Here is a 23,093-nt window from a genome sequence, read left to right as displayed (position 1 = left end):
CTAAACACTTAAATCGAATACTTCTGCAAATTCCCCATCATCTCCTTCAGCGCCTCAATATTGTCCTTCGGATGCGCCGCGCCCTCGAAATCACAAATCTGTTGCCAATGCGCCGCCACATCTTCTGGCGAGAAACCCACCCGCGGATCAAACCCGGCGCCGAGACTACGCTCCCAGCGCACTTTGCCCATCCAGCCGCCGCCGACTTCGAACAGCCCGGAGGTTTCCTGGCAGTTTTCGCTGGCCAGGTACACCACCAGCGGGCTGACCAGTTCCGGTTTGAGTTGTTCGAACACTTGCGGCGGGATCAGGCCTTCGGTCATGCGGGTGCCGCCGGTGGGGGCGATGGCGTTGACCAGGATGTTGTTCTTGCGGCCTTCGATGGCCAGGGTGCGGGTCAGGCCGTAGAGGCCGAGCTTGGCCATGCCGTAGTTGGACTGGCCGAAGTTGCCGTAGATGCCGGAGGTGGATGCAGTGAAGATCACCCGCCCGTAGTTTTGCTCGCGCAGGTGCGGCCAGGCGGCGCGGGTGACTTTGTAGGCGCCTTCGACGTGGACGCGGTAAACCAGGTCCCAGTCGGCATCTTCCATCTTGTGGAAGGTCTTGTCGCGCAGGATGCCGGCGTTGTTGACCACCACGTCGACGCGGCCGAAGGCGTCGAGGGCGTGTTGGACGATCTTGTCGCCGTCGGTGACAGAGTCGTGGTTGGCCACGGCGGTGCCGCCCGCGTCGCGAATTTCGTTGACCACGCGGTCTGCCGCCGAGGCATTGGCGCCTTCGCCCTGGGTCGAGCCGCCGAGGTCGTTGACCAGGACCTTGGCGCCCTGTTTGGCGAACAACAGTGCGTGCGCCCGTCCCAGGCCGCCACCCGCACCGGTGATGATCACGACTTTATCTTCGAAACGCACAGACTCATTCATGGGGAACTCCAGCAGGCCAGGGACATTGGCCTGGAGTTTCAGGCACGGCGCTACGGGTCACAATGAACAGGGGGGAGGCTGAATGGTGTGCGATAAGGTAGGGGGATGATGAGTTAGGCCTTTGTAGGAGCCCGGCTTGCCGGCGAAGGCGTCCGAACGTTCAGCGCAATGTTCAAGGACGCCTTCGCCGGCAAGCCGGGCTCCTACAGGCGAAGGCGTCCGAACGTTCAGCGCAATGTTCAAGGATGCCTTCGCCGGCAAGCCGGGCTCCTACAGGCGAAGGCGTCCGAACGTTCAGCGCAATGTTCGAGGACGCCTTCGCCGGCAAGCCGGGCTCCTACAGGCGAAAGCGTCCGAAAGTTAAGCGCAATGTTCAAGGACGCCTTCGCCGGCAAGCCGGGCTCCTACAGGGGCGAGAATGCCCGGAAGACCGGCGCAATGTTCAAAGCCGGCTCCCAGGTTCCTACGAACAAGCCACCTTGAGCGGCGGTGAGATCGATTGGTCGCGAAAGGCCAGGTAGTGCTTGAGCACCTGGCACGGCGCTTCGATCTGCGGGTAATGGCCGATGTCGCTGAGCAGGACCACGTCCGGGTTGGGTATCAGCTCACGGTAGCGCGCGACCATGTGCGCGCCGGAGATCGGATCGACCTCGCCATCGATCACCCGCAGAGGTACTTCGCCGCGCTGCATCGCGCTTACCCAACGCTCGCGCCAGGTTCGCCGCTCGGGGATGTAGGCGATCAATTTATGCATGACCCGTGGCCCGTGATTGCTTTCGACCAGGCTCCAGAAATCATCCATCTGGCTCTCGCTGGGACGGGTCTGCGGGCCGAAGATCTGGCGAAAACTCTTCACCAGGCCATCGCGACTGAAAGCACGGCCGATCATCCATCCCAGCGGGCTGAGCAGGAGTTTTTGCATCAGCACCGGGCGATGGGTTTCGGGGAACAGCCCGCCATTGAGGAACACGCAGCTTGCGAGGTTGATGCGCGCTTCGTAATGCCGCGCCAGCAGTTCCTGGGCCACGCTGTCGCCGTAGTCATGGGCAAGCAGGTGCAACGGTTGCTCGACCCTCAGATGCGCCAGTAGCGCCTGCTGCAGATCGGCCTGCTCCAGCAGGCTGTACTCGTGATCCACCGGTTTGGCCGAGTCGCCGAAACCGAGCATGTCACAGGCAATCACCCGATAGCGCTGGGCCAAGGGTTGCCAAAGGTAATGCCAGTCCCAACTGGCGCTCGGGAAGCCATGGATGAGCAACAACGGCTCACCCTGCCCCGCCGTCCAGTAACGAATGGCCTGGCCATGGAACATGAAAGTCTGGCTGCGCTTGCGCCAGACACTCAGGGGAATCTCGGCGAGTGGCATTAGAGTTTGTATCCCGGGTCCAGTTTATCGAGCTTGCGCAGCAGCGCCGGCCAGGCCAGCGCTCCGCCCATTCCTTGAGCACTTTTGGTGACACCGGCGATCATCGCCTTGGCACCCGCCAGAATCTGCGGTTCGATGGCAATCAGTTCGGCCCCACCGTTCTGCGCCATGACCTGGATGTCACAGGCGCGTTGAAAGATAAACATCATCAGGAAGGTGTCGGCGATGCTGGCGCCGCAGGTCAGCAGGCCGTGGTTGTGCAGCATCAGGAAATTGTTCGCACCGAGGTCGGCTTGCAGTCGCGCCTTTTCCTCGTGGTTGAGCGCAACCCCTTCGTAGGCGTGATACGCCAGGCTCGACAGGACAAACAGCGACTGCTGGCTGATCGGTAAAATGCCTTGCCGCTGCGCCGACACCGCCACGCCCGAAGCCGTATGGGTGTGCAGCACACACACCACATCGTGGCGAACCTCGTGCACCGCGCTATGGATGGTGTAGCCCGCCGGGTTGATCTCGTAGGGGCTGTCCATCAACTTGTTGCCGGCCTGATCGACCTTGACCAGGCTCGACGCGGTAATTTCGTGGAACATCAGGCCGTAGGGGTTGATCAGAAAGTCTTCGGTGCCCGGCACCTTGGCGGAGATGTGGGTGAAAATCAGATCGTCCCAGCCATGCTGGGCGACCAGGCGGTAGCAGGCAGCCAGGTCGACGCGGGTCTGCCACTCGGCAGCGCTGACCTGGTCTTTGACGCTGGAGGAGGACTGGACGGGGGCTACGCTCACGGCAAGGAACCTCGGTTTTTATTATGGAGTGTTTCCAATGACTACCGAGTCTAGTCACCCTCCGAGGTTCGCGTAGTTGCATTGGCAGCCAGCTTGATGGCCGAGCGAGTCAGTGACTCAAAGAGTCGGGATCCATCGCCTGGCTGCCGGTTGCACTCGCGTTGTCGATCAGCCTCGCAGCGCGTCGACCAGTTCCGCCAGCCAGGGCTCGGCATCCGTTTCCGGGGTCACGCTTTCACTGGCATCCAGGCGCAGCATCGGCAGGACTTCGCGAACACCCAGCTCACCAAACAACTCCCGCATCAGCTCGCCACCGCCGCAAAAGGTATCGCCATAGCTGGCATCGCCCAGGCCGATCACGGCCCCCGGCAAGCCTCTCCAGGCGGCGGGCAACTGGTCGCGAATCATCGAGTACAGGGGTTGCAGGTTGTCCGGTAGCTCGCCCATGCCGGTGGTCGAGGTCACCGCCAGCAAGGCCTCGGGAGCGAAAGCCTGAAGATCGGCAAGGCTTGCCCGGGGGTTGTGCAAGGTTTCGAAACCGGCGGTTTTCAAAATACTGGCGGCGTGACGGGCAACTTCTTCAGCCGTGCCGTACACCGAGCCGGAAATGATGGCGACTTTCATCAATCTGATCCTGAAGCGGAATAAAAGACCGGGATATTAACAGCACGGCCTGCATTGTTCTTTTAGAATCCCACAGACAACCAACAAGGAAGGGTTTCACCGATGATCAACGCGAAACTGCTGCAGCTGGCGATCAATGCCTCCAACGACGGTATCGTGATTGCCGAAAAGGAAGGCGATCAGGACAAGATCCTGATCTACGTCAACCCGGCATTCGAACGCCTGACCGGTTACACCAGTGAAGAAATCCTCTACCAGGACTGCCGCTTCCTGCAGTCAGGCGACCGCGATCAGGAAGCCCTGTCGAAGATTCGTGATGCGCTGAACAGTGAAGGCAGCTGCCGGGAAATCCTGCGTAACTATCGCAAGGACGGCACTCCGTTCTGGAACGAACTGTCGCTTTCAACGGTGAAAAATCCGAATGACGACCAGGTTTATTTTATTGGCGTGCAGAAGGACGTGACCATACAGGTCAAGGCACAGCAGCGGGTGGTGCAGCTGGAAGCGCAATTGGCAGAAGTCCAGGCCGAGCTTGATGCGCTCAAAGCGACGAACGGCAAAAACTAAACAGCGAATCAATTGTCATTAACTACAATCACCAGTGCCTGTAACTAAATCTTTCGAGCCCACCATGCAACGCGACGCGCTCCTGACCCAGGATGAGCTGGATTTCATCCAGACCATGCAACATAACCCGCAGCTGAATGTGCGGGATGCGACGTCGAGCCTGCTCGTCAATGGTGGGTCGCAGATCCGTGACCTGCTCACGCGCCTGGCAGCGCATGAGCAGGTCACTCTTCAAGCCAACTTCGAAAACCAGCAAATGACCTTCCCCCTGCACCTGGTGGAAGACGAGTTTCATGCGATGCATCTGCGCCTGGGCGTACCCAGCATTTATGAAGGCGGGCCATCGGTGCGGCCATGGCGGTTGGTGCTCGACGAGCCGGTGGCGCTGGAAAACGCCAAGGGCCAACCCGGCACCCTGTGGGTGCACGAAGTTTCGTTCAAAGGGGTTCTGCTGGAGATTCGCAACAAGACCAAGGCACCCAAGCACTTCGCCCTGTGGTTCAGCCCCTCAGGCTATGAGCGAATCGCCCTGCGCGGGACCCTCGAAAAAGAAACCGAACAGGGTTTCCATGCCTACCAGCTGAGCCAGAACGACCTGGACGAAACCGAGCGCCTGCGCCAGTTCATCCTGCAACAGCATCGCCTGACCCATCCTACCCTGCACCTCTGATTCTCAGGTATCCAGGCTGCCGGCCAGAAACTGGCTGAGGCGCTGGCGCATGACCAAGCCCTCGTTACCCAGACAGCCGATCGAAGACCCGGCGAGGCTTTCCTGCGCCAGGTCACAAGCCTCACCGGCCAGCAACAAGGGGCAATCCAGGCTCATCGCCAAGCGATTCAGACGCCGCGGCAAGTCAGGGGCGGGAACGTGATTGGAAAACAGCACCAACGCCCGGGGCTTGATCCGCTCGCAGACCAGGGTCAGTTCGTCGAACGGTTGCCCGGTGGTCAGCACCCGTACCCCCATTTGATCGTTGGCCAGGAACAGGGCGGCGATCAGCAACTCAAGTTCGCGACACTGGCCTGCCAACGCGCTGATGATGACTCGCTTGGGGTGCCTGTCACGGATCAGCAGCAGGCGCTGAACCACCCGCGAGCGCAGGAAACCATCGAGGAACAACCATTCGCTGGCCCGGCCAAACATCTCCTGGCGCTGCAGCAATTGCCGCCATAGCGGAAGCAGGATGTCCTGGAAAACCACCGGCTGGGAGTAACTGGAAAAAATCTGTCCGTAGACCTGCTCCAGCCGGATGTCGTCAAAGGCACTGACCGCGGCTGCAAGCTGTTGCTGCCACTGCGCGTAATCCGCCTGCACCAGATCGCTGGTGATGATGTGAGCCAGTGCCTGTAATGGCGCAGCCTTGGCCAGGATCTTGCCGATCTTGCTGACCGCCACACCGCGTTCGATCCAGTTGAGGATGCTGCGGACCCGCTCGATGTCGTGCATCGAATACAGGCGGTGACCGCTTTCGGTGCGAGTGGGCACGATCAGGCCATAACGTCGCTCCCACGCGCGAAGCGTGACCGGGTTCACACCGGTCAGCCGCGCCACTTCGCGTATCGGAAAAAGCTCTTCCCGTTCCAGGGAGAGCGCCGGCGACACATCCGGGGCAACGTCGGTCAAGACAGGCATTTATAAGCCTACGTCCATGTATTAATCAGGTCCCATTCTACCTCCGCTTCACCTCAATCATTCAAGAAATAGATTGTTACCGGGGTCACCGACGTCGCAGGTAGAATCGGGAATACTATTTGCTTGTTCCAAGATGCAGCCCACCACCCCGGCGCTGCGCCTGGCGAAACTCCTATCCGGAGCGACGCATTTGTTTACGGAGATACATGATGTCTACCTCCCCCGTCACGCTGATGGTTGCGCGTCGCGTCGCCGATGGGCGCTATCAGGACCTGATGACCTGGTTGCGCGAAGGCGAACAACTGGCCACCGACTTCCCCGGCTACCTGGGCTCCGGCGTACTCGCTCCGCCACCCGGCGATAACGAATTCCAGATCATTTTCCGCTTCGCCGACGAACCGACACTGCACGCCTGGGAGCACTCCGCTTCGCGTACCGCCTGGCTGGCCCGTGGCAGCGATTTGTTTGCCCACCCGACTGAGCATCGAGTCAGTGGCATCGAAGGCTGGTTCGGCGCGGCAGGACAGCGCCCGCCGCGCTGGAAACAGGCCGTTGCGATCTGGCTGGCGTTCTTTCCGGTGTCCCTGTTGTTCAATTTTGTGCTTGGGCCGTTGCTTGGCGAGATGACGTTATTGCCTCGCGTGCTGATCAGCACCCTGTGCCTGACACCGTTGATGGTCTACTTCTTCATTCCGTTGTCGACCCGTCTGTTGGCCAACTGGCTGAACAGTGCGCCCACGCGGCCGTTGCCAGCGCAACCGAGCACCCAAAACCTGTAGGCTCACGGCTCGTCGCTGGTATAGTTTTGCTCTTACCGCGATGCGAGCCGTTCATGACCTCTTCCGCAGCCCCCATTCTGATCACCGGTGCCGGCCAGCGTGTCGGCTTGCATTGCGCGCAGCGATTGCTCGAAGACGGCCATCACGTGATTTTCAGTTACCGCAGCGAACGTCCCGGCGTACAAACCCTGCGCGACCTGGGGGCCATCGGGCTGTTCGCGGACTTCTCAAGCGAAGCCGGGGTCCTCACCTTCATCAGTGAACTGAAAACACACACCGACAGCCTGCGGGCGATTATCCATAACGCCTCCGAATGGCTGGCCGAGACCCCGGACACCGATGCCACGGCATTTACCCGCATGTTCAACGTGCACATGCTGGCGCCCTACCTGATCAACCTGCACTGCGCTGACCTGCTCGAACGCTCAAGCCCCGCCGACATCGTGCACATCAGCGATGACGTGACCCGCAAGGGCAGCAGCAAGCACATCGGCTACTGTGCCAGCAAAGCCGGGCTCGACAGCCTGACCCTGTCCTTCGCCGCCAAATACGCGCCCGCCATCAAGGTCAACGGGATCGCGCCCGCCCTGCTAATGTTCAATGCCGACGACGATGCAGCCTATCGCGCCAAGGTACTGGCCAAATCCGCGCTGGGCATCGAGCCTGGCAGCGAAGTGATCTACCAAAGCCTGCGTTATCTGCTCGATAACCCTTATGTCACCGGCACGACCCTGACCGTCAACGGCGGAAGGCACATCAAATAAGTGTCCCTGAGGATCTTCCATGACGCTTTCCCTACCCCAGAACCGCCTGTCACAGAACTATCGCGAGATCCTCATCGGTCTCGGTGAAAACCCCGACCGCGAAGGCCTGCGTGATACGCCGCTGCGCGCGGCCAAGGCCATGCAGTACCTGTGTCACGGTTACGAGCAAAGTGTCGAGGAAATCATCAACGGCGCCTTGTTCGCGTCCGACAACGATGAAATGGTGATCGTCGACAACATCGAACTCTATTCCCTCTGCGAACATCACTTGCTGCCCTTCATCGGCAAGGCGCATGTGGCTTATATTCCAACGGGCAAGGTGTTGGGCCTGTCGAAGATTGCGCGGCTGGTGGACATGTTCGCCCGCCGCCTGCAGATCCAGGAAAACCTCACCCGGCAAATCGCCGACGCCGTGCAACAAGTGACCGGCGCGGCCGGCGTTGCAGTGGTGATCGAGGCGCAGCACATGTGCATGATGATGCGCGGCGTCGAGAAACAGAATTCGACCATGAACACCTCGGTGATGCTCGGCGCCTTCCGCGAGTCGAGCAACACCCGCCAGGAGTTCCTGCAATTGATTGGACGGAGCAAGTAGCAATGCCACAACTTCAACCAGGCATGGCGCGCATCCGGGTCAAGGACCTGTGCCTGCGCACCTACATTGGCATCAACGAAGACGAGATCCTCAACAAGCAGGATGTGTTGATCAACCTGACCATCCTCTATGCCGCCCAGGAAGCGGTGCGCGACAACGATATCGATCACGCGCTGAACTACCGCACCATCACCAAGGCGATCATCGCCCACGTGGAAGGCAATCGCTTCGCCCTGCTCGAACGCCTGACCCAGGAACTGCTGGACCTGGTCATGGCCAACGAGTCGGTGCTGTACGCCGAAGTCGAAGTCGACAAGCCCCATGCCCTGCGATTCGCCGAGTCGGTGTCGATTACGCTTGCAGCGAGCCGCTAGCTTCAAGCTTCAAGCGGCAAGCTGTAAACTTCGACTCTCCGACATTCATCTGCAGCTGACGCTGTCCCAGAGAGACTTATGACCGATCAAGAACGCCTTGAGCTCGAAGCCGCCGCCTTCCGCCGGCTGGTGGCTCACCTGGACAGCCGCAAGGATGTGCAGAACATCGACCTGATGAACCTCTCGGGTTTCTGTCGCAATTGCCTGTCCAAGTGGTACAAGGCAGCGGCCGATGAACGCCAGATCGAGGTCAGCCTCGATGACGCCCGCGAAGTGGTCTACGGCATGCCGTACGCCGAGTGGAAAGCCCAATATCAGCAAGAAGCCAGCGCCGAACAACAAGCGGCGTTTGCCAAAGGAAAACCCAATGAGTGATTTGAACACCCTGCGCGCCAGCCTCAAGAGCGGCGAACACGCCTTCGCCGATACCCTGGCGTTCATTGCCGCCGGCTACGATTACCAGCCCCAGGCCTTCAACAATGGCGGCGTGGAAAACGCCGCCGGGCAGAACGAAGGTTCGTGCAAGACCCTGGGCCTGGCCCTGCTGGAAGGCCTGAGCGATGAAGAAGCGCTGCTGGCATTCGGCGAGCATTACCGTTCAGTGCTGGCGACACCTGGAGGCAGCGATCACGGCAACATCCGTGCGTTGATCGCCCATGGCCTGGCCGGGGTGAAGTTCGCTCAACAGCCACTGACCCGCCGCTGACCGAGGTCCTGTAGGAGCCGGCTTGCCGGCGAAAGGTCCATTGAGTCTTGCGTCATTCTTGCGGACGCCTTCGCTGGCAAGCCAGCTCCTACAGATTCAATCGTGCTTGAAACCACATCCCGACTTTAAAGATTAACCCGGCGACTTTATTTCGTTTGCCGGGCACAGCTGCTCCCGGCTTAGATAAAAAGAAGCCCTTCTTCTTCCGAGCCGGTCAGCCATGCGCAGCGAAACCATCAGCCAGTCGATCAATATCGTTCACCCTGTCACCCTCAGCCACGGCAAAAACGCCGAGGTCTGGGACACCGATGGCAAACGCTACATCGACTTTGTCGGCGGCATCGGTGTATTGAACCTCGGCCATTGCCATCCACGCATCGTCGAGGCCATTCGCGAGCAGGCCACCCGGCTGACCCACTACGCCTTCAACGCCGCGCCCCATACTCCCTACCTCGAACTCATGGATCGCCTGGCGGCGTTCATTCCGGTGGATTACCCGGTCAGCGGCATGCTCACCAACAGCGGCGCAGAAGCGGCGGAGAATGCGCTGAAGATCGTCCGTGGCGCCACCGGCCGCACAGCCGTCATCGCCTTCGATGGCGCCTTCCACGGCCGCACGCTGGCCACCCTCAACCTCAACGGCAAGGTGGCGCCGTACAAACAGAAAATCGGTGTGCTGCCTGGGCCGGTGTATCACCTGCCGTTCCCCAGCCGGGACAACGGCGTGACTTGTGTCGAGGCCCTCAAAGCCATGGAGCGCCTGTTCAGCGTCGAGATCGACGTCGAGGACGTGGCCTGCTTTATCGTCGAACCGGTGCAGGGTGAAGCGGGCTTCCTGGCGATGGATGTCGAGTTCGCCCAGGCACTGCGCACGTTTTGCGACGAAAAAGGCATTGTGCTGATCGCCGATGAAATCCAGTCTGGCTTCGGCCGCACTGGCCAGCGGTTTGCGTTCTCGCGACTGGGCATCGAACCGGACCTGATCCTGCTGGGCAAGAGCATCGCCGGCGGCATGCCGCTGGGGGCGGTGGTCGGGCGCAAGGCGTTGCTGGATAACTTGCCCAAGGGTGGGCTCGGCGGCACTTATTCCGGCAACCCGATCGCCTGCGCCGCCGCGCTCGCGACCCTGGATGAAATGACCGACGCCAATCTGCAGGCCTGGGGTTCGCAACAGGAGGAAGCGATTGTCAGTCGCTACGAAACCTGGCGCGCGAACAACCTGTCGCCGTACCTGGGTCGCTTGACCGGTATCGGGGCGATGCGTGGCATCGAGTTGATCAAGGCCGACGGTACGCCGGCTTCGGCGCAATTGACGCAACTGCTGGCCCTGGCCCGGGACGCCGGTTTGTTGCTGATGCCCAGCGGTAAATCGCGCCACATCATCCGGCTGTTGGCGCCGTTGACGACCGAGGCGCAGGTTTTGGAGGAAGGCCTGGACATTCTTGAGGCGTGCCTGCAGAAATTGACCTGAGCCCGCAATCCTTGTGGGAGCGAGCCTGCTCGCGAAGAGGGAGTGTCAGTCGAAATCAATGTTGGTTGAAAAACCGCATTCGCGAGCAGGCTCGCTCCCACATTGGTATGTGATCAGGCATTGAATCCCGGGCACAAAAAAACCGGCTGTGAGGCCGGTTTTTTCGCTTCTACAGAATCAAGCGTTCTGCAGATTGTCCAGGTAACGCTCGGCATCCAGTGCCGCCATGCAACCGGCGCCAGCGGAGGTGATCGCCTGGCGGTAGACGTGGTCAGCCACGTCACCGGCGGCGAAGATGCCTTCGAGGTTGGTCGCAGTGGCGTTGCCGTCACGGCCGCCGTGTACGACCAGGTAGCCGTCTTTCAAGGTCAACTGGCCTTCGAACAACGAAGTGTTCGGGGTGTGGCCGATGGCGATGAACACGCCGTCGACTGTCACTTCGTCGAAGCTGCCGTCGTTGTTTTTCAGACGGGCACCGGTCACGCCCATGTTATCGCCCAGGACTTCGTCCAGGGTCGCGTTCAGCTTCAGGATGATCTTGCCTTCTGCAACGCGGGCATTGAGCTTGTCGATCAGGATCTTCTCGGCGCGGAAGGTTTCGCGACGGTGGATCAGGGTCACGGTGCTGGCGATGTTGGCCAGGTACAGGGCTTCTTCGACAGCGGTGTTACCGCCGCCGACCACGGCCACGGGCTTGTTGCGGTAGAAGAAACCGTCACAGGTCGCGCAGGCCGAAACGCCTTTGCCCATGAACGCTTCTTCCGACGGCAGGCCCAGGTAACGAGCGCTGGCGCCAGTGGCGATGATCAGGGCGTCGCAGGTGTAGGTCGCGCTGTCGCCGGTCAGGGTGTAAGGCTTGGCAGCAAAGTCCACGGCATTGATGTGATCGAAAACGATCTCGGTTTCAAAGCGCTCGGCGTGCTCGCGCATCCGCTCCATCAGTGCCGGGCCGGTCAGGCCGTGGACATCGCCCGGCCAGTTGTCGACTTCGGTGGTGGTGGTCAGTTGACCGCCGGCCTGCATGCCGGTGATCAAAAGTGGCTTGAGGTTGGCACGGGCGGCATAGACCGCGGCGCTGTAACCGGCAGGGCCGGAACCGAGAATAATCACTCGCGAATGACGGACTTCAGACATGACCTGCTCCTGTTGACCGGCCCGGAATACCTGGCGCGGAACGCCGGCTGACCGGCGGGAATAAAAAAGGACCATTGAAAGCACTTGGGGAAGGCTTGAACTCGACAGTCCTGTAAAAAGATTGGGTGCAGCGTATCGAGGGGGCGAAGATTAAGGAAATACGGTTTAACAATCCAGCTCATAGGTGGTCTCTATCCCCACTGAGCGATAATGAGGACGCCTTTGTTACAGTTAATGTCGATGTCACTGTCGCGCTTTCGCCTGTCAGGCAAAGCCGGTAAGGTCGGCGCGTTTCCCATTGTCCGGAGCCCGTTATGCCCGCCCCCGTTCTGTCCGGCCCGCAATACCTGCGCGAAGGCCTCAAGCTGGTCCTGAGCCCCGGTTTGCGTTTGTTCGTATTGTTACCGCTGGCCATCAACCTGGTGCTGTTCGTCGGATTGATCTATCTGGCCGGCCATCAGTTCAGCCTGTGGGTCGATACGCTGATGCCGTCCCTGCCCGACTGGCTGGGTTTTCTCAACTATGTGCTGTGGCCGTTGTTCGTGGTGCTGGTGGTGTTGATGGTGTTCTTCACCTTCACCATGCTCGCCAACATCATCGCGGCGCCCTTCAACGGTTTCCTCGCGGAGAAAGTCGAAGTGGTGGTGCGCGGCACCGACGACTTCCCGGCCTTCAGCTGGGGTGAGCTGATCGCCATGATCCCGCGTACCTTCGCCCGGGAAATGCGCAAGCTCGGTTATTTCCTGCCACGGGCGCTCGGGCTGTTCATCCTTTCGTTCATCCCGGTGGTGAACATCATCGCGGCACCGCTGTGGCTGCTGTTCGGGGTGTGGATGATGGCGATCCAGTACATCGACTACCCGGCGGATAACCACAAGCTGGGATGGAACGAGATGCTTGCATGGCTGCGGCAGAAGCGCTGGCAGAGCATGAGTTTCGGCGGCAGCGTCTATCTGGTGCTGCTGATTCCGGTGGTGAACATCCTGATGATGCCAGCGGCCGTGGCCGGGGCGACCTTGTTCTGGGTGCGTGAGCGTGGGGCGGAAAATCTGGTGACTCAACGCTAGTCGGTCACAAATCCATCATCTTGCCGTCACAACGCCGACATGGCCTCAGCCCACACTGAGGCCATGACGACAGCCCTGCATATCACCCTGATCACCGAAACCTTTCCTCCGGAAATCAACGGCGTTGCCAATACCCTTGGGCGACTGTGCGACGGTTTGCGCGCGCGCGGGCACCAGGTGGAATTGGTGCGACCACGCCAGGGCTGCGATCAATCGGCGAGCGGTGACGATGGCTTGTTGCTGTGCCGGGGCTGGCCGCTGCCGGGTTATCCCGGGTTGCAGTGGGGGCAGTCGTCGATGCACAAGTTGCTGCGGCGCTGGAAGCGCCATCGCCCCGATGTGCTGTACATCGCCACCGAGGGACCTTTGGGATTGTCGGCATTGCGCGCGGCACGGCGCCTGGGCATTTCAGTGGTGAGCGGCTTCCACACCAACTTCCAGCAGTACTCCAGCCAGTACGGGTTCGGCTTGCTGACTCGGTTGCTGACCCACTATTTGCGCTGGTTCCACAATCGCTCGAACCTGACCCTGGTGCCCAGTGTCAGCCAGCGCATGGAGCTGGAACGCCGGCATTTCGAGCGCCTGGCGTTGCTGTCCCGCGGAGTCGATAGCCAGTTGTTTCACCCCAGAAAACGCTTGAACGCGCTGCGCGAGCAATGGGGGCTGGGCGAGAAGGACATTGCCGTTATCCATGTCGGCCGTTTGGCAACGGAGAAAAACCTCGGCTTGCTCAAACGCTGTTTCGATACGCTCAAGGCCACTTATCCACAGCGCATTCTGAAACTGATCGTGGTGGGCGATGGCCCGCAACGGCAATTGATGGAAAGCGAATTGCCCGAGGCGATTTTCTGCGGGGCGCAACGCGGTGAAGCCCTGGCCAGCCACTATGCGTCCGGGGATGTGTTTCTATTTCCGAGCCTGACCGAGACCTTCGGCAATGTGGTGCTTGAGGCATTGGCCTCGGGACTGGGAGTAGTGGCTTACGACCAGGCGGCAGCGGCGCAGCATATTCGTCATGGCTACAACGGCGTGCTGGCGATGCCGGGGGATGAGGAGGCGTTCTGCGATGCTGCTGTGTGGCTGCTGGAGAAGCGCGAAACCTTGCGCTGCCTGCGGCTCAATGCGCGTCAGCATGCCAGTCGGCAGGGGTGGGCGGCGATCATCGAACAGTTCGAAGGGCAGTTGCGGGGGGCTTGTGTGCAGGGGCAATCCCTACCCGATGCAGCGTTGTTGCCTTAAAAGCTTCGCCTGCAAGCCAGCTCCTACAAATTCAGCGGCGATCTGTAGGAGCTGGCTTGCCAGCGAAGAGGCCCTTCTGGACGCCGGTTAAACCAGCGTCATCAACGCCTCACGGCTGAACGGCAGGATGTCTTCCTCACGGCCGTCGCGCACTTTCTGCGCCCAGTCCGGGTCCACCAGCAATGCACGACCCACCGCCACCAGGTCGAACTCGTCGTTGTTCAAACGCTCCAGCAGTTTTTCCAGGCTGGCCGGCTGCGCCACCTTGTCGGTGTTGACCATGAACTGAAGGAACTCACCGTCCAGACCGACGCTGCCCACGGTGATGGTCGGCTTGCCAGTGAGCTTGCGGGTCCAGCCCGCCAGGTTCAGCTCGGAACCGTCGAACTCCGGCTCCCAGAAGCGGCGTGTCGAACAGTGGAAAATGTCCACGCCAGCGTCGGCCAACGGCTTGAGGAATTCGCCCAACGCCTCAGGGGTTTGCACCAGGCGCGCGGTGTAGTCCTGCTGCTTCCACTGGGAGAAACGGAAGATGATCGGGAAACCTTCGCCGACCGCTGCACGCACCGCCTGAATCAACTCAATGGCGAAACGCGAACGGTTGGCCAGGCTGCCGCCGTATTCGTCGGTGCGCTGGTTGCTGCCTTCCCAGAAGAACTGGTCGATCAGATAGCCGTGGGCGCCGTGGATTTCCACGCCGTCCATGCCGATGCTCTGGGCATCCTTCGCCGCCTGGGCGAACGCGGCGATCACATCCTGAATGTCCTTTTGGGTCATGCCGTGCACCACGACATTGCCCTCTTTCACCTTTTCCGACGGACCATAACCCGGCACGCTGGCGTCCGGCTCGGTGCCGATGCGACGCACACTGCCGACATGCCACAGTTGCGGAACGATCTTGCCACCCTCGGCGTGAACCGCGTCGACGACTTTCTTCCAGCCAGCCAACGCGGCTTCGCCATAGAAATGCGGTACGTTCGGGTAGCCGTTGGAAGCCTTGTGCCCGACGGTGGTGCCTTCAGTGATGATCAAGCCCACGCCAGCGGCGGCGCGACGACGGTAGTACTCGATCACTTTGGAATTGGGTACGCCGCCCGGCGAAAACGAGCGAGTCATCGGCGCCATGACGACGCGGGTCGGCAGTTCGAGGGTGCCGAGGTGGAACGGTTTGAACAGGGCTTTGACGGGCATGGGGACGCTCCACGAAGAATGACTATATGACGATGATAATATGGGGCGTGGAGCGCCTTGAAAAGCATTATTGATTTTAGTGATTAAGAGTCAAAAGACAGAAAGCATTGTAGGAGCGAGGCTTGCCCGCGAAGGCGTCATGTCAGCCAACAATGATGTCGACTGACCGACCGCCTTCGCGGGCAAGCCTCGCTCCTACAAGGGAGATGTCAGGCCAGGGCTTTTTCGATCGCCTGGACGACACTTGGATCATCCGGCGCCGTGCGTGGCGAAAAGCGCGCCAGCACACGTCCATCTTTACCCAGCAGGAATTTTTCGAAATTCCAGGTAATGTCACCAGGAAACTCCGCGCCCTCGCCCGCCAGCAACTTGTACAGCTGATGACGATCGTGACCGTTGACTTCCAGCTTGCTGGACAACGGAAAGGTCACACCATAGTTGAGGCTGCAGAAGTCCTTTATTTCCTGCTCGGTACCGGGTTCCTGACCGGCAAACTGGTTGCACGGCAGACCCAACACGCTGAAACCCTTGCCTTTGAATTGCTGGTAGAGGTTTTCCAGCGCCGCGTACTGGGGGGTCAAGCCGCATTTGGAGGCCACGTTGACCACCAGCACGACCTGGCCTTTGAAAGGTGCCAGAGGTAGCGCCTGACCATCCAGGGCTGTCAAATTAAGTTCGTGAAAAGCACTCATGACGTACTCCAGATTCCCGTGTTCTTCTCGAAACAGCCACTTGGTGGTGTCGCCTGGAACAGCCGCAGACTAAAAAGGCGCCCTCGGGGCGCCTCTCCAGCTATCTGAGCTTAGCGCAGAAATCAGTGGTGATGGCCACCTTCGCCATGGACGTGGCCATGAGCGATTTCTTCCTGGCTGGCATCACGGATGTTGATGATCTTCACCTGGAAATTCAGGCGCTGACCAGCCAACGGGTGGTTGCCGTCTACGGTGACGTCGTCGCCGTCCAGATCGCGGATGGTCACGATCTGCATCTGGCCGTCCGGAGCGGAAGCGTGGAACTGCATGCCCACTTCCAGCTCGTCGACACCTTCGAACATGCTGCGGCTCAGGGTGCTGACCAGTTCGGCAGCGTACTCGCCGTAGGCATCTTCTGGTTCAACGGCCACGGTCAGCTCGTCGCCGACTGCTTTGCCTTCCAGCGCCTTTTCCAGGCCTGGAATGATGTTGCCTGCGCCTTGCAGGTAGACCAGCGGCGCGCCGCCGGCGGAGCTGTCGATGACCTCACCAGCGTCGTTGGTCAGGGTATAGTCGATGGAGACAGCCTTATTGGCGGCGATCAGCATGGGGCGAGACCTTTTGCATAAGAATATTGAAAGACCCAGTTTAGCGAAGCAATCGCCCGAAAGCGAACACAACCCGGACAGACGGGATTCGACGATCACAGGCTTCCATCAGGACGAAGACAGCCACTGGGTGGTCGAGCTTTCCTGCGGCCACACGCAGCACCTGCGCCACCAGCCACCCTGGCAATCCCGGGCCTGGGTCCTCGACCCGTTGCAGCGCCAGGAAAAAATAGGCCAGCCCTTTGATTGCGGTTGGTGCGCACAGGGCTCGGTTAGCGATAACCTTGGCGACTGAATTTCGGTAGTTGGCCAGTCATAGGCCATCACCATTGCCATGCACCTTCAGAGAATCCGCATGCAAACTTTTTTTATCGCGCCCACCGATTTTGGCGTGGGCCTGACCTCCATCAGCCTCGGGCTGGTACGTACCCTCGAACGCGCCGGCCTGAAAGTCGGCTTTTTCAAGCCGATTGCCCAGCCGCATCCGGGTGACACGGGCCCTGAACGCTCCACCGAACTGGTAGCCCGCACCCACGGCCTGAAACCACCACAACCGCTGGGCCTGGCCCATGTCGAACGCATGCTCGGTGATGGCCAGCTCGATGAGCTGCTCGAAGAAATCATCACCCTCTACCAGCAAGCCGCCATCGGCAAGGACGTGCTGGTCGTGGAGGGCATGGTGCCAACCCGCAGTGCCAGCTATGCCGCGCGGGTCAACCTGCATCTGGCCAAGAGTCTCGATGCCGAAGTGATCCTGGTGTCGGCACCGGAAAACGAAGTGCTGACCGAATTGTCCGGTCGCGTGGAGTTGCAGGCGCAGTTGTTTGGCGGCCCGAAAGACCCGAAAGTCCTCGGCGTGATCCTGAACAAGGTCAAGACCGACGAAAGCATGGAGGCCTTTGCCGCGCGCCTGAAGGAACATTCACCGCTATTGCGCAGTGGCGACTTCCGCCTGCTGGGTTGCATTCCATTCCGCCCGGAACTGAACGCCCCGCGCACGCGCGACGTGGCCGACCTGATGGGCGCGCAAGTGCTCAACGCCGGCGACTATGAAACCCGGCGCATGACCAACATCATCATTTGCGCGCGCACCATGCGCAACACCGTGGAGCTGCTCAAGCCCGGCGTGCTGGTGGTGACCCCCGGCGATCGCGACGACATCATCCTCGCCGTCAGCCTCGCGGCCATCAACGGCGTGCCGCTGGCCGGCCTGTTGCTGACCAGCGACACCCTACCCGACCCGCGCATCATGGACCTCTGCCGTGGCGCCTTGCAGGCCGGTCTGCCGGTACTGTCGGTGAGTACCGGCTCCTACGACACCGCCAACCAGTTGAACGGCCTGAACAAGGAAATCCCGATCGACGACCGCGAGCGCGCAGAAATCATCACCGATTTCGTCGCCAGCCACCTGGACGCCAACTGGCTGCACCAGCGCTGTGGTACCCCGCGGGAAATGCGCCTGTCGCCGGCGGTGTTCCGCTATCAATTGATCCAGCGCGCCCAGGCCGCCAACAAGCGCATCGTCCTGCCGGAAGGCAGCGAACCGTTGACCGTACAGGCCGCGGCGATCTGCCAGGCCCGTGGCATTGCCCGTTGCGTGTTGCTGGCCAAACCCGCCGACGTCGAAGCCGTGGCCCGCGCCCAAGGCATCGAGCTGCCGCCGGGGCTGGAAATTCTCGACCCTGACCTGATTCGCGAACGCTACGTCGAGCCGATGGTGGCCCTGCGCAAAAGCAAAAGCCTCAACGCACCGATGGCCGAGCAGCAACTGGAAGACACCGTGGTGATCGGCACCATGATGCTGGCGCTGGATGAAGTCGACGGCCTGGTATCGGGCGTCATTCACTCCACCGCCAATACCATCCGCCCGGCCCTGCAGCTGATCAAGACCGCGCCAGGCTGCACCCTGGTGTCGTCGGTGTTCTTCATGCTGTTTCCCGAAGAAGTGCTGGTCTATGGCGACTGCGTGATGAACCCGCACCCGAGCGCCGTCGAACTGGCTGAGATCGCCCTGCAAAGCGCCGACTCGGCGGCGGCATTCGGCATCACCCCGCGTGTGGCGATGATCAGCTATTCCAGCGGTGAGTCGGCCAGCGGCGAGGAAGTCGAGAAGGTCCGCGAAGCGACATTGCTCGCCCATGAGCAGCAAAACTCTCTGCTGATCGACGGCCCGTTGCAGTATGACGCCGCCGCCAACGAAACCGTGGCCCGGCAACTGGCGCCGAACAGCCAGGTGGCCGGTCGCGCCACGGTGTTCGTGTTCCCCGACCTCAACACCGGCAACACCACGCACAAAGCCGTGCAGCGCAGTGCCGACTGCGTCAGCCTCGGGCCGATGCTGCAGGGCCTGCGCAAACCGGTGAACGATTTGCCGCGCGGCGCGCAGGTCGATGACATCGTCTACACCATCGCCCTGACTGCGATTCAAGCTGCCAACCGACCTATGGATGTATAAATGCTGGATTTCCTACCCGCGTTTTGGCGCGGAGTGATTGCTGCGCTGCTGCTGGCGCTGAACACGATTTTGCTGTGCTCGTTCCTGTTCTGCGTGGCGCTCGTCAAGGTATTGCCGTTCGCCCTCACCCAGCGCATCGCACGTTGGCTGATGAGCCATACCCATGAAGCCTGGATCAGCATCAACAAAGGCTGGATGAACCTGGTCCGTCGCACCCGCTGGCACGTCAGCGGCCTGCAAGGCCTGGACTACCAGCACTCGTACCTGGTCACCAGCAACCACCAGAGCTGGGTCGACATCCTGGTGCTGCAATACGTGCTCAATCGGCGTATCCAGCCGCTGAAGTTCTTTCTCAAGCAGGAGTTGATCTGGGTGCCGGTGATTGGACTGGCGTGGTGGGCGCTCGGTTTTCCGTTCATGAAGCGCTATTCCAAGGCCTATCTGGAAAAGCATCCGGAGAAGAAAGGCAAGGACCTGGAAACCACGCGCAAGACCTGTGCGAAGTTTCGTGATAATCCAGTGGGCATTTTCAATTTCGTCGAAGGCACGCGCTTTACCGAAGGCAAGCATGCCCAGCAGAAATCACCGTTCAAGTACTTGCTCAAGCCCAAGGCGGGTGGCATTGCGTTTGTACTGGATGCCATGGGCGAGCAGCTGGAGTCCATCGTCAACGTGACGATCCACTATCCCGCTGGACGACCGGGCTTCTGGGACTTGCTGTGCGGCAATGTCAAAGACGTGGTGGTGCATTTCCAGGAGCTGAAGATTCCACCGCAGTTCATTGGCAAGAATTACGATCAGGATGGAGAGTACCGCTTGCAGTTCCAGGGCTGGATCAATCAGTTGTGGGAAGACAAGGATGCATTACTGGAACAGCTGCACCACGAATTCCCAGGCAAACGTTGATCCCCTGTAGGAGTGAGCCTGCTCGCGATAGCGGTCGTACATTCAGAATTTATGTCGACTGATTCACCGCTATCGCGAGCAGGCTCACTCCTACAGTTGACCGAGCAGGCATAAAAAAACCCGCCGATTATCACTCATCGGCGGGTTTCTTTTTACTGGCTAGCGCTTAAATAGCGCCACGCTTGCGCAGCAACTCCAGCACCTGCTTGACGCCGTCTTCAAGCGACACGGACTGGGTGTCGATCACCAGATCGGCATCCAGCGGCACGTCGTACGGGAAGGACTCGCCCGGGATGTTATCCCCAGCCGCCGCGTACAGGCCTTGCGGATCACGCTCGGCACAGACCGTCGGCGAGGCCTGGACGTAGACCGTCACCAGACGCTCTTTGCCGATCAGTTCCCGAGCCTGCTCACGACCTTCGGCACTCGGCGCAACGAACGCCGCCAGGGTCAGCAGGCCGGCTTCGTTGAACTGACGCGCCACGTGAGCGGCACGACGCCAGTTCTCGGTACGCCCGGCGCGATCCTGTGGCAGACCTTTGTTCAGGTCGTGACGCAGGTTCTGGCCATCAAGCACGTACACCGCACGACCCAGGTCGAACAGCTTGCGCTCAACGGCGTAGGCCAGGGTGCTTTTGCCCGCGCCCGACAGGCCGCTGAACAACACGGTGGCCGGTTGCTGGCCGAAGCGCTGGGCACGTTCTTCGGTAGCGACGTGGGCCAGTTTGCCGTGGTGCGTGCTGGTGCCATGCGCCAACGGCTGCGCGACGATCATGCCGGCGCCGACGGTGCCGTTGGTCAGGCGGTCGATGATGATGAACGCGCCGGTGGTGCGGTTGCTGTCGTAACCGTCGAGGGCAATCGGCGCGTCGAGCGCGATCTTGACCTTGCCGATTTCGTTCAGCTGCAACGCGCTGGCCGGGCCTTCTTCCAGGGTGTTCACGTCGACTTTGTTGACGATGCTGGCGATGGAGCCCGGCACGTAACTGGTGGCGCGCTTGATGTCGTATTTCTTGCCCGGCAGCATCGGCTCTTCAGCCATCCACACCAGCATCGCTTCGAAGCTGTCGGTGACCGGCGGCACGTTGTCGGCGTGAACCAACAGGTCGCCACGGGAGATGTCGATCTCGTCTTCCATGGTCAGCGTTACCGCCTGACCAGGACCTGCGTGTTCCAGTTCACCTTCGAAGGTGACGATGGATTTCACGCGGCTGCTCTTGCCCGACGGCAGCACCACGACTTCGTCGCCTTTCTTGACGATGCCGCTGGCCAGGGTGCCGGCGAAACCGCGGAAGTTCAGGTTCGGACGGTTGACGTACTGCACCGGGAAACGCAGGTCGGTGAAGTTGCGGTCGCCCGCCACTTCGACGGTCTCGAGGATTTCCATCAGCGACTGGCCGGTGTACCACGGCGAGCGCTCGGACTTGTTCACCACGTTGTCGCCCTTCAAGGCCGACATCGGCACGAAGTGCATGCTGGTCGGCTTGAGCTTCAAGCCTTCGGCGAACTTCAGGTAGTCGGCCTTGATCGACTCGAACACACCTTCGTCGAAGTTCTTGAGGTCCATCTTGTTGATGGCGACAACGATGTGCTTGATGCCCAGCAACGAGGCGATGAAGCTGTGGCGACGGGTCTGGGTCTGCACGCCGTAACGGGCGTCGACCAGGATGATCGCCAGGTCACAGGTGGACGCACCGGTGGCCATGTTGCGGGTGTACTGCTCATGGCCGGGGGTGTCGGCGATGATGAATTTGCGCTTGGCGGTGGAGAAGTAGCGGTACGCGACATCGATGGTGATGCCTTGTTCACGCTCGGCCTGCAGGCCATCGACCAGCAATGCCAGGTCGATGTCTTCACCGGTGGTGCCGACTTTTTTCGAGTCGCGGGTAATGGCTTCCAGGTGATCTTCGTAGATCATCTTGGAGTCGTGCAGCAGGCGCCCGATCAGGGTGCTCTTGCCGTCGTCGACGTTACCGCAGGTCAGAAAGCGCAGCAGCTCTTTACGTTCGTGCTGGCCCAGGTAGGCGAGGATGTCCTCGCTGATCAAATCAGATTGATGCGACATGACAGCCCCTTAGAAATAACCTTGACGTTTTTTATCTTCCATCGAGCCTGCGCCATCGTGGTCGATGACACGGCCCTGGCGCTCGGAAGTTCGCGTCAGGAGCATTTCCTGAATGATGTCCGTGAGGCTTTCGGCCTCGGACTCCACCGCGCCCGTCAACGGGTAGCAGCCAAGGGTACGGAAACGCACTTTCTTTTTGACGATGCGGGCTTTGTCTTCATCGCTCAGGTGTTCGAGGATGCGCTCGTCGTCGATCATGATCAGGGTGCCGTTCTTCTCGATGACTTCACGCTCGGCGGCGAAGTACAGCGGGACGATCGGGATGCCTTCCAGATAGATGTACTGCCAGATGTCCAGCTCGGTCCAGTTCGACAACGGGAATACGCGGATGGATTCGCCCTTGTTGACCTTGCCGTTGTAGACGTTCCACAGCTCCGGGCGCTGGTTTTTCGGGTCCCAGCGGTGCTTGCTGTCGCGGAACGAGTACACGCGCTCCTTGGCGCGGGATTTCTCTTCATCGCGGCGCGCGCCACCGAAGGCGGCATCGAAACCATGCTTGTCCAGTGCCTGTTTCAGGCCCTCGGTCTTCATGATGTCGGTGTGCTTGGCACTGCCGTGGGTGAACGGGTTGATGCCTTGCGCCACACCTTCAGGGTTCACATGGGTGATCAGGTCCAGGCCCAGCTCGGCAACCATCTTGTCGCGGAAGCTGTACATCTCCTGGAATTTCCACTGGGTGTCGACGTGCATTACCGGGAACGGCAGCTTGCCGGGGAAGAACGCCTTGCGTGCCAGGTGCAGCATCACGGCGGAGTCTTTACCGATGGAGTACAGCATCACCGGGTTGTCGAACTCGGCGGCCACCTCGCGGATGATGTGGATGCTTTCCGCCTCCAGCTGTTTCAGATGCGTCAGTTTGTCGACCATGGCTACTCACGAAAACATTCTTATGAACGGCCAGCGGGCCGTGTTCGAGCGGGGAATCCTAGCACAGCGACCCCTTCTAATCAGGACGCCAACTAGATCGAAAGAGCATATGAATATGCCCGCCTGTTTGGGCTTCTCCGATCTCGTAGGAGCGAGGCTTGCCCGCGAAGAACGATAATGCGGTGTACCTGATGCGCCCGGTCATCGTTTTTCGCGGGCAAGCCTCGC

The 23,093-nt window shown here is 60.4% G+C and carries 25 protein-coding genes; 14 read left to right on the top strand and 11 right to left on the bottom strand.

The window, feature by feature from the left end; all coding sequences use genetic code 11:
- Positions 1-8: 8 nt before the first annotated feature.
- From HFK74_RS24545 to HFK74_RS24530, 4 genes are all read right to left on the bottom strand, one after another.
- Complete coding sequence (locus HFK74_RS24545) at positions 9-920, bottom strand: SDR family oxidoreductase (RefSeq protein WP_180205738.1); 912 nt, start codon at positions 918-920, stop codon at positions 9-11.
- A 463-nt stretch (positions 921-1,383) separates the two neighbouring features.
- Positions 1,384-2,286: an alpha/beta fold hydrolase gene (locus HFK74_RS24540; protein WP_180205737.1), complete on the bottom strand. Its 903-nt coding sequence runs from the start codon at positions 2,284-2,286 to the stop codon at positions 1,384-1,386.
- Positions 2,286-3,068, bottom strand: a complete 783-nt coding sequence (locus HFK74_RS24535; protein ID WP_180205736.1) for a class II aldolase/adducin family protein — start codon at positions 3,066-3,068, stop codon at positions 2,286-2,288. The genes HFK74_RS24540 and HFK74_RS24535 overlap by 1 nt, the downstream gene beginning before the upstream one ends.
- A 168-nt stretch (positions 3,069-3,236) precedes the next feature.
- Positions 3,237-3,692 (bottom strand): flavodoxin, encoded by a 456-nt coding sequence (locus HFK74_RS24530; RefSeq protein WP_180205735.1) that lies wholly within the window; start codon positions 3,690-3,692, stop codon positions 3,237-3,239.
- A 102-nt stretch (positions 3,693-3,794) separates the two neighbouring features.
- On the opposite strand from HFK74_RS24530, the gene HFK74_RS24525 reads away from it, so the two are divergent.
- The gene (locus tag HFK74_RS24525) at positions 3,795-4,259 is read left to right on the top strand and encodes a PAS domain-containing protein (RefSeq protein WP_180205734.1); all 465 of its coding nucleotides are present in this window, start codon (positions 3,795-3,797) and stop codon (positions 4,257-4,259) included.
- Positions 4,260-4,323: 64 nt separating this feature from the next.
- A complete protein-coding gene (locus tag HFK74_RS24520) occupies positions 4,324-4,929 on the top strand; it encodes a hypothetical protein (protein WP_180205733.1) in 606 nt (201 codons plus the stop codon).
- 3 nt (positions 4,930-4,932) lie between these two features.
- Here the strand turns inward: HFK74_RS24520 and HFK74_RS24515 are convergent, their stop codons facing one another.
- A complete protein-coding gene (locus HFK74_RS24515; RefSeq protein WP_180205732.1) occupies positions 4,933-5,892 on the bottom strand; it encodes a MerR family transcriptional regulator in 960 nt (319 codons plus the stop codon).
- Between the two features lie 209 nt (positions 5,893-6,101).
- Between HFK74_RS24515 and HFK74_RS24510 the strand changes: the two genes are divergently transcribed.
- From HFK74_RS24510 to HFK74_RS24480, 7 genes are all read left to right on the top strand, one after another.
- On the top strand, positions 6,102-6,671 hold the full coding sequence (locus tag HFK74_RS24510) for an antibiotic biosynthesis monooxygenase (RefSeq protein ID WP_180205731.1): 570 nt from the start codon (positions 6,102-6,104) through the stop codon (positions 6,669-6,671).
- Between the two features lie 53 nt (positions 6,672-6,724).
- Entirely contained in the window at positions 6,725-7,435 is a 711-nt protein-coding gene (gene folM / locus HFK74_RS24505) for a dihydromonapterin reductase (protein ID WP_180205730.1), read from the top strand.
- Positions 7,436-7,454: 19 nt separating this feature from the next.
- A complete protein-coding gene (folE, locus tag HFK74_RS24500; protein ID WP_180205729.1) occupies positions 7,455-8,030 on the top strand; it encodes a GTP cyclohydrolase I FolE in 576 nt (191 codons plus the stop codon).
- A 2-nt stretch (positions 8,031-8,032) separates the two neighbouring features.
- The gene (folX, locus tag HFK74_RS24495; protein WP_008054404.1) at positions 8,033-8,404 is read left to right on the top strand and encodes a dihydroneopterin triphosphate 2'-epimerase; all 372 of its coding nucleotides are present in this window, start codon (positions 8,033-8,035) and stop codon (positions 8,402-8,404) included.
- A 78-nt stretch (positions 8,405-8,482) separates the two neighbouring features.
- Positions 8,483-8,779 (top strand): DUF1244 domain-containing protein, encoded by a 297-nt coding sequence (locus HFK74_RS24490; protein ID WP_180205728.1) that lies wholly within the window; start codon positions 8,483-8,485, stop codon positions 8,777-8,779.
- Positions 8,772-9,110, top strand: a complete 339-nt coding sequence (locus tag HFK74_RS24485; RefSeq protein ID WP_180205727.1) for a HopJ type III effector protein — start codon at positions 8,772-8,774, stop codon at positions 9,108-9,110. Before HFK74_RS24490 ends, HFK74_RS24485 begins: the two co-directional genes overlap by 8 nt.
- Before the next feature lie 220 nt (positions 9,111-9,330).
- Positions 9,331-10,581 (top strand): aspartate aminotransferase family protein, encoded by a 1,251-nt coding sequence (locus HFK74_RS24480; RefSeq protein ID WP_180205726.1) that lies wholly within the window; start codon positions 9,331-9,333, stop codon positions 10,579-10,581.
- 177 nt (positions 10,582-10,758) lie between these two features.
- Here the strand turns inward: HFK74_RS24480 and trxB are convergent, their stop codons facing one another.
- Positions 10,759-11,715 (bottom strand): thioredoxin-disulfide reductase, encoded by a 957-nt coding sequence (gene trxB, locus HFK74_RS24475; protein WP_150769431.1) that lies wholly within the window; start codon positions 11,713-11,715, stop codon positions 10,759-10,761.
- 314 nt (positions 11,716-12,029) lie between these two features.
- Here trxB and cysZ point away from each other — a divergent pair, with 314 nt between their 5' ends.
- A complete protein-coding gene (gene cysZ, locus HFK74_RS24470) occupies positions 12,030-12,782 on the top strand; it encodes a sulfate transporter CysZ (RefSeq protein WP_180205725.1) in 753 nt (250 codons plus the stop codon).
- 39 nt (positions 12,783-12,821) lie between these two features.
- Positions 12,822-14,021, top strand: coding sequence for a glycosyltransferase family 1 protein (locus HFK74_RS24465; RefSeq protein ID WP_180205724.1), 1,200 nt, complete (start codon positions 12,822-12,824; stop codon positions 14,019-14,021).
- Positions 14,022-14,108: 87 nt separating this feature from the next.
- On the opposite strand, the gene HFK74_RS24460 is transcribed toward HFK74_RS24465, so the two are convergent.
- The 3 genes from HFK74_RS24460 to HFK74_RS24450 form a co-directional block, all read right to left on the bottom strand.
- Complete coding sequence (locus HFK74_RS24460) at positions 14,109-15,212, bottom strand: NADH:flavin oxidoreductase (protein WP_180205723.1); 1,104 nt, start codon at positions 15,210-15,212, stop codon at positions 14,109-14,111.
- Positions 15,213-15,421: 209 nt separating this feature from the next.
- A complete protein-coding gene (locus HFK74_RS24455; RefSeq protein ID WP_180205722.1) occupies positions 15,422-15,904 on the bottom strand; it encodes a glutathione peroxidase in 483 nt (160 codons plus the stop codon).
- Between the two features lie 122 nt (positions 15,905-16,026).
- Positions 16,027-16,512 carry a peptidylprolyl isomerase gene (locus tag HFK74_RS24450; RefSeq protein WP_008054392.1) on the bottom strand — a complete coding sequence of 162 codons (486 nt, stop codon included), beginning with the start codon at positions 16,510-16,512 and terminating at the stop codon, positions 16,027-16,029.
- Between HFK74_RS24450 and HFK74_RS24445 the strand changes: the two genes are divergently transcribed.
- From HFK74_RS24445 to HFK74_RS24435, 3 genes are read left to right on the top strand one after another with little or no spacing between them, the layout of a single operon-like run.
- The gene (locus tag HFK74_RS24445; protein WP_180205721.1) at positions 16,481-16,807 is read left to right on the top strand and encodes a DUF3565 domain-containing protein; all 327 of its coding nucleotides are present in this window, start codon (positions 16,481-16,483) and stop codon (positions 16,805-16,807) included. The genes HFK74_RS24450 and HFK74_RS24445 overlap by 32 nt on opposite strands.
- A 60-nt stretch (positions 16,808-16,867) precedes the next feature.
- Entirely contained in the window at positions 16,868-18,967 is a 2,100-nt protein-coding gene (gene pta, locus HFK74_RS24440; RefSeq protein WP_180205720.1) for a phosphate acetyltransferase, read from the top strand.
- A complete protein-coding gene (locus HFK74_RS24435; RefSeq protein WP_180205719.1) occupies positions 18,968-19,873 on the top strand; it encodes an acyltransferase in 906 nt (301 codons plus the stop codon). It abuts the gene before it with no gap.
- Positions 19,874-20,039: 166 nt separating this feature from the next.
- Here the strand turns inward: HFK74_RS24435 and cysN are convergent, their stop codons facing one another.
- Together cysN and cysD are read right to left on the bottom strand one after the other, a co-directional pair.
- The gene (gene cysN, locus HFK74_RS24430; RefSeq protein WP_180205718.1) at positions 20,040-21,938 is read right to left on the bottom strand and encodes a sulfate adenylyltransferase subunit CysN; all 1,899 of its coding nucleotides are present in this window, start codon (positions 21,936-21,938) and stop codon (positions 20,040-20,042) included.
- 9 nt (positions 21,939-21,947) lie between these two features.
- On the bottom strand, positions 21,948-22,865 hold the full coding sequence (gene cysD / locus HFK74_RS24425) for a sulfate adenylyltransferase subunit CysD (protein WP_008054388.1): 918 nt from the start codon (positions 22,863-22,865) through the stop codon (positions 21,948-21,950).
- Positions 22,866-23,093: the final 228 nt, after the last annotated feature.

It is taken from the genome of Pseudomonas sp. SbOxS1 (assembly GCF_013416725.1).
In the GTDB taxonomy this organism is placed as follows: Bacteria; Pseudomonadota; Gammaproteobacteria; order Pseudomonadales; family Pseudomonadaceae; genus Aquipseudomonas.
This window is presented reverse-complemented; position numbering and strand designations above follow the sequence as displayed.

What these genes read in the sequence shown, in the direction of transcription:
- HFK74_RS24545 (WP_180205738.1), bottom strand. Translation starts at nt 920, where the DNA reads ATGAATGAGTCTGTGCGTTTCGAAGATAAAGTCGTGATCATCACCGGT.
- HFK74_RS24540 (WP_180205737.1), bottom strand. Translation starts at nt 2,286, where the DNA reads ATGCCACTCGCCGAGATTCCCCTGAGTGTCTGGCGCAAGCGCAGCCAG.
- HFK74_RS24530 (WP_180205735.1), bottom strand. Translation starts at nt 3,692, where the DNA reads ATGAAAGTCGCCATCATTTCCGGCTCGGTGTACGGCACGGCTGAAGAA.
- HFK74_RS24525 (WP_180205734.1), top strand. Translation starts at nt 3,795, where the DNA reads ATGATCAACGCGAAACTGCTGCAGCTGGCGATCAATGCCTCCAACGAC.
- HFK74_RS24520 (WP_180205733.1), top strand. Translation starts at nt 4,324, where the DNA reads ATGCAACGCGACGCGCTCCTGACCCAGGATGAGCTGGATTTCATCCAG.
- HFK74_RS24515 (WP_180205732.1), bottom strand. Translation starts at nt 5,892, where the DNA reads ATGCCTGTCTTGACCGACGTTGCCCCGGATGTGTCGCCGGCGCTCTCC.
- HFK74_RS24510 (WP_180205731.1), top strand. Translation starts at nt 6,102, where the DNA reads ATGTCTACCTCCCCCGTCACGCTGATGGTTGCGCGTCGCGTCGCCGAT.
- folM (WP_180205730.1), top strand. Translation starts at nt 6,725, where the DNA reads ATGACCTCTTCCGCAGCCCCCATTCTGATCACCGGTGCCGGCCAGCGT.
- folE (WP_180205729.1), top strand. Translation starts at nt 7,455, where the DNA reads ATGACGCTTTCCCTACCCCAGAACCGCCTGTCACAGAACTATCGCGAG.
- folX (WP_008054404.1), top strand. Translation starts at nt 8,033, where the DNA reads ATGCCACAACTTCAACCAGGCATGGCGCGCATCCGGGTCAAGGACCTG.
- HFK74_RS24490 (WP_180205728.1), top strand. Translation starts at nt 8,483, where the DNA reads ATGACCGATCAAGAACGCCTTGAGCTCGAAGCCGCCGCCTTCCGCCGG.
- HFK74_RS24485 (WP_180205727.1), top strand. Translation starts at nt 8,772, where the DNA reads ATGAGTGATTTGAACACCCTGCGCGCCAGCCTCAAGAGCGGCGAACAC.
- HFK74_RS24480 (WP_180205726.1), top strand. Translation starts at nt 9,331, where the DNA reads ATGCGCAGCGAAACCATCAGCCAGTCGATCAATATCGTTCACCCTGTC.
- trxB (WP_150769431.1), bottom strand. Translation starts at nt 11,715, where the DNA reads ATGTCTGAAGTCCGTCATTCGCGAGTGATTATTCTCGGTTCCGGCCCT.
- cysZ (WP_180205725.1), top strand. Translation starts at nt 12,030, where the DNA reads ATGCCCGCCCCCGTTCTGTCCGGCCCGCAATACCTGCGCGAAGGCCTC.
- HFK74_RS24465 (WP_180205724.1), top strand. Translation starts at nt 12,822, where the DNA reads ATGGCCTCAGCCCACACTGAGGCCATGACGACAGCCCTGCATATCACC.
- HFK74_RS24460 (WP_180205723.1), bottom strand. Translation starts at nt 15,212, where the DNA reads ATGCCCGTCAAAGCCCTGTTCAAACCGTTCCACCTCGGCACCCTCGAA.
- HFK74_RS24455 (WP_180205722.1), bottom strand. Translation starts at nt 15,904, where the DNA reads ATGAGTGCTTTTCACGAACTTAATTTGACAGCCCTGGATGGTCAGGCG.
- HFK74_RS24445 (WP_180205721.1), top strand. Translation starts at nt 16,481, where the DNA reads ATGGAGACAGCCTTATTGGCGGCGATCAGCATGGGGCGAGACCTTTTG.
- HFK74_RS24450 (WP_008054392.1), bottom strand. Translation starts at nt 16,512, where the DNA reads ATGCTGATCGCCGCCAATAAGGCTGTCTCCATCGACTATACCCTGACC.
- pta (WP_180205720.1), top strand. Translation starts at nt 16,868, where the DNA reads ATGCAAACTTTTTTTATCGCGCCCACCGATTTTGGCGTGGGCCTGACC.
- HFK74_RS24435 (WP_180205719.1), top strand. Translation starts at nt 18,968, where the DNA reads ATGCTGGATTTCCTACCCGCGTTTTGGCGCGGAGTGATTGCTGCGCTG.
- cysN (WP_180205718.1), bottom strand. Translation starts at nt 21,938, where the DNA reads ATGTCGCATCAATCTGATTTGATCAGCGAGGACATCCTCGCCTACCTG.
- cysD (WP_008054388.1), bottom strand. Translation starts at nt 22,865, where the DNA reads ATGGTCGACAAACTGACGCATCTGAAACAGCTGGAGGCGGAAAGCATC.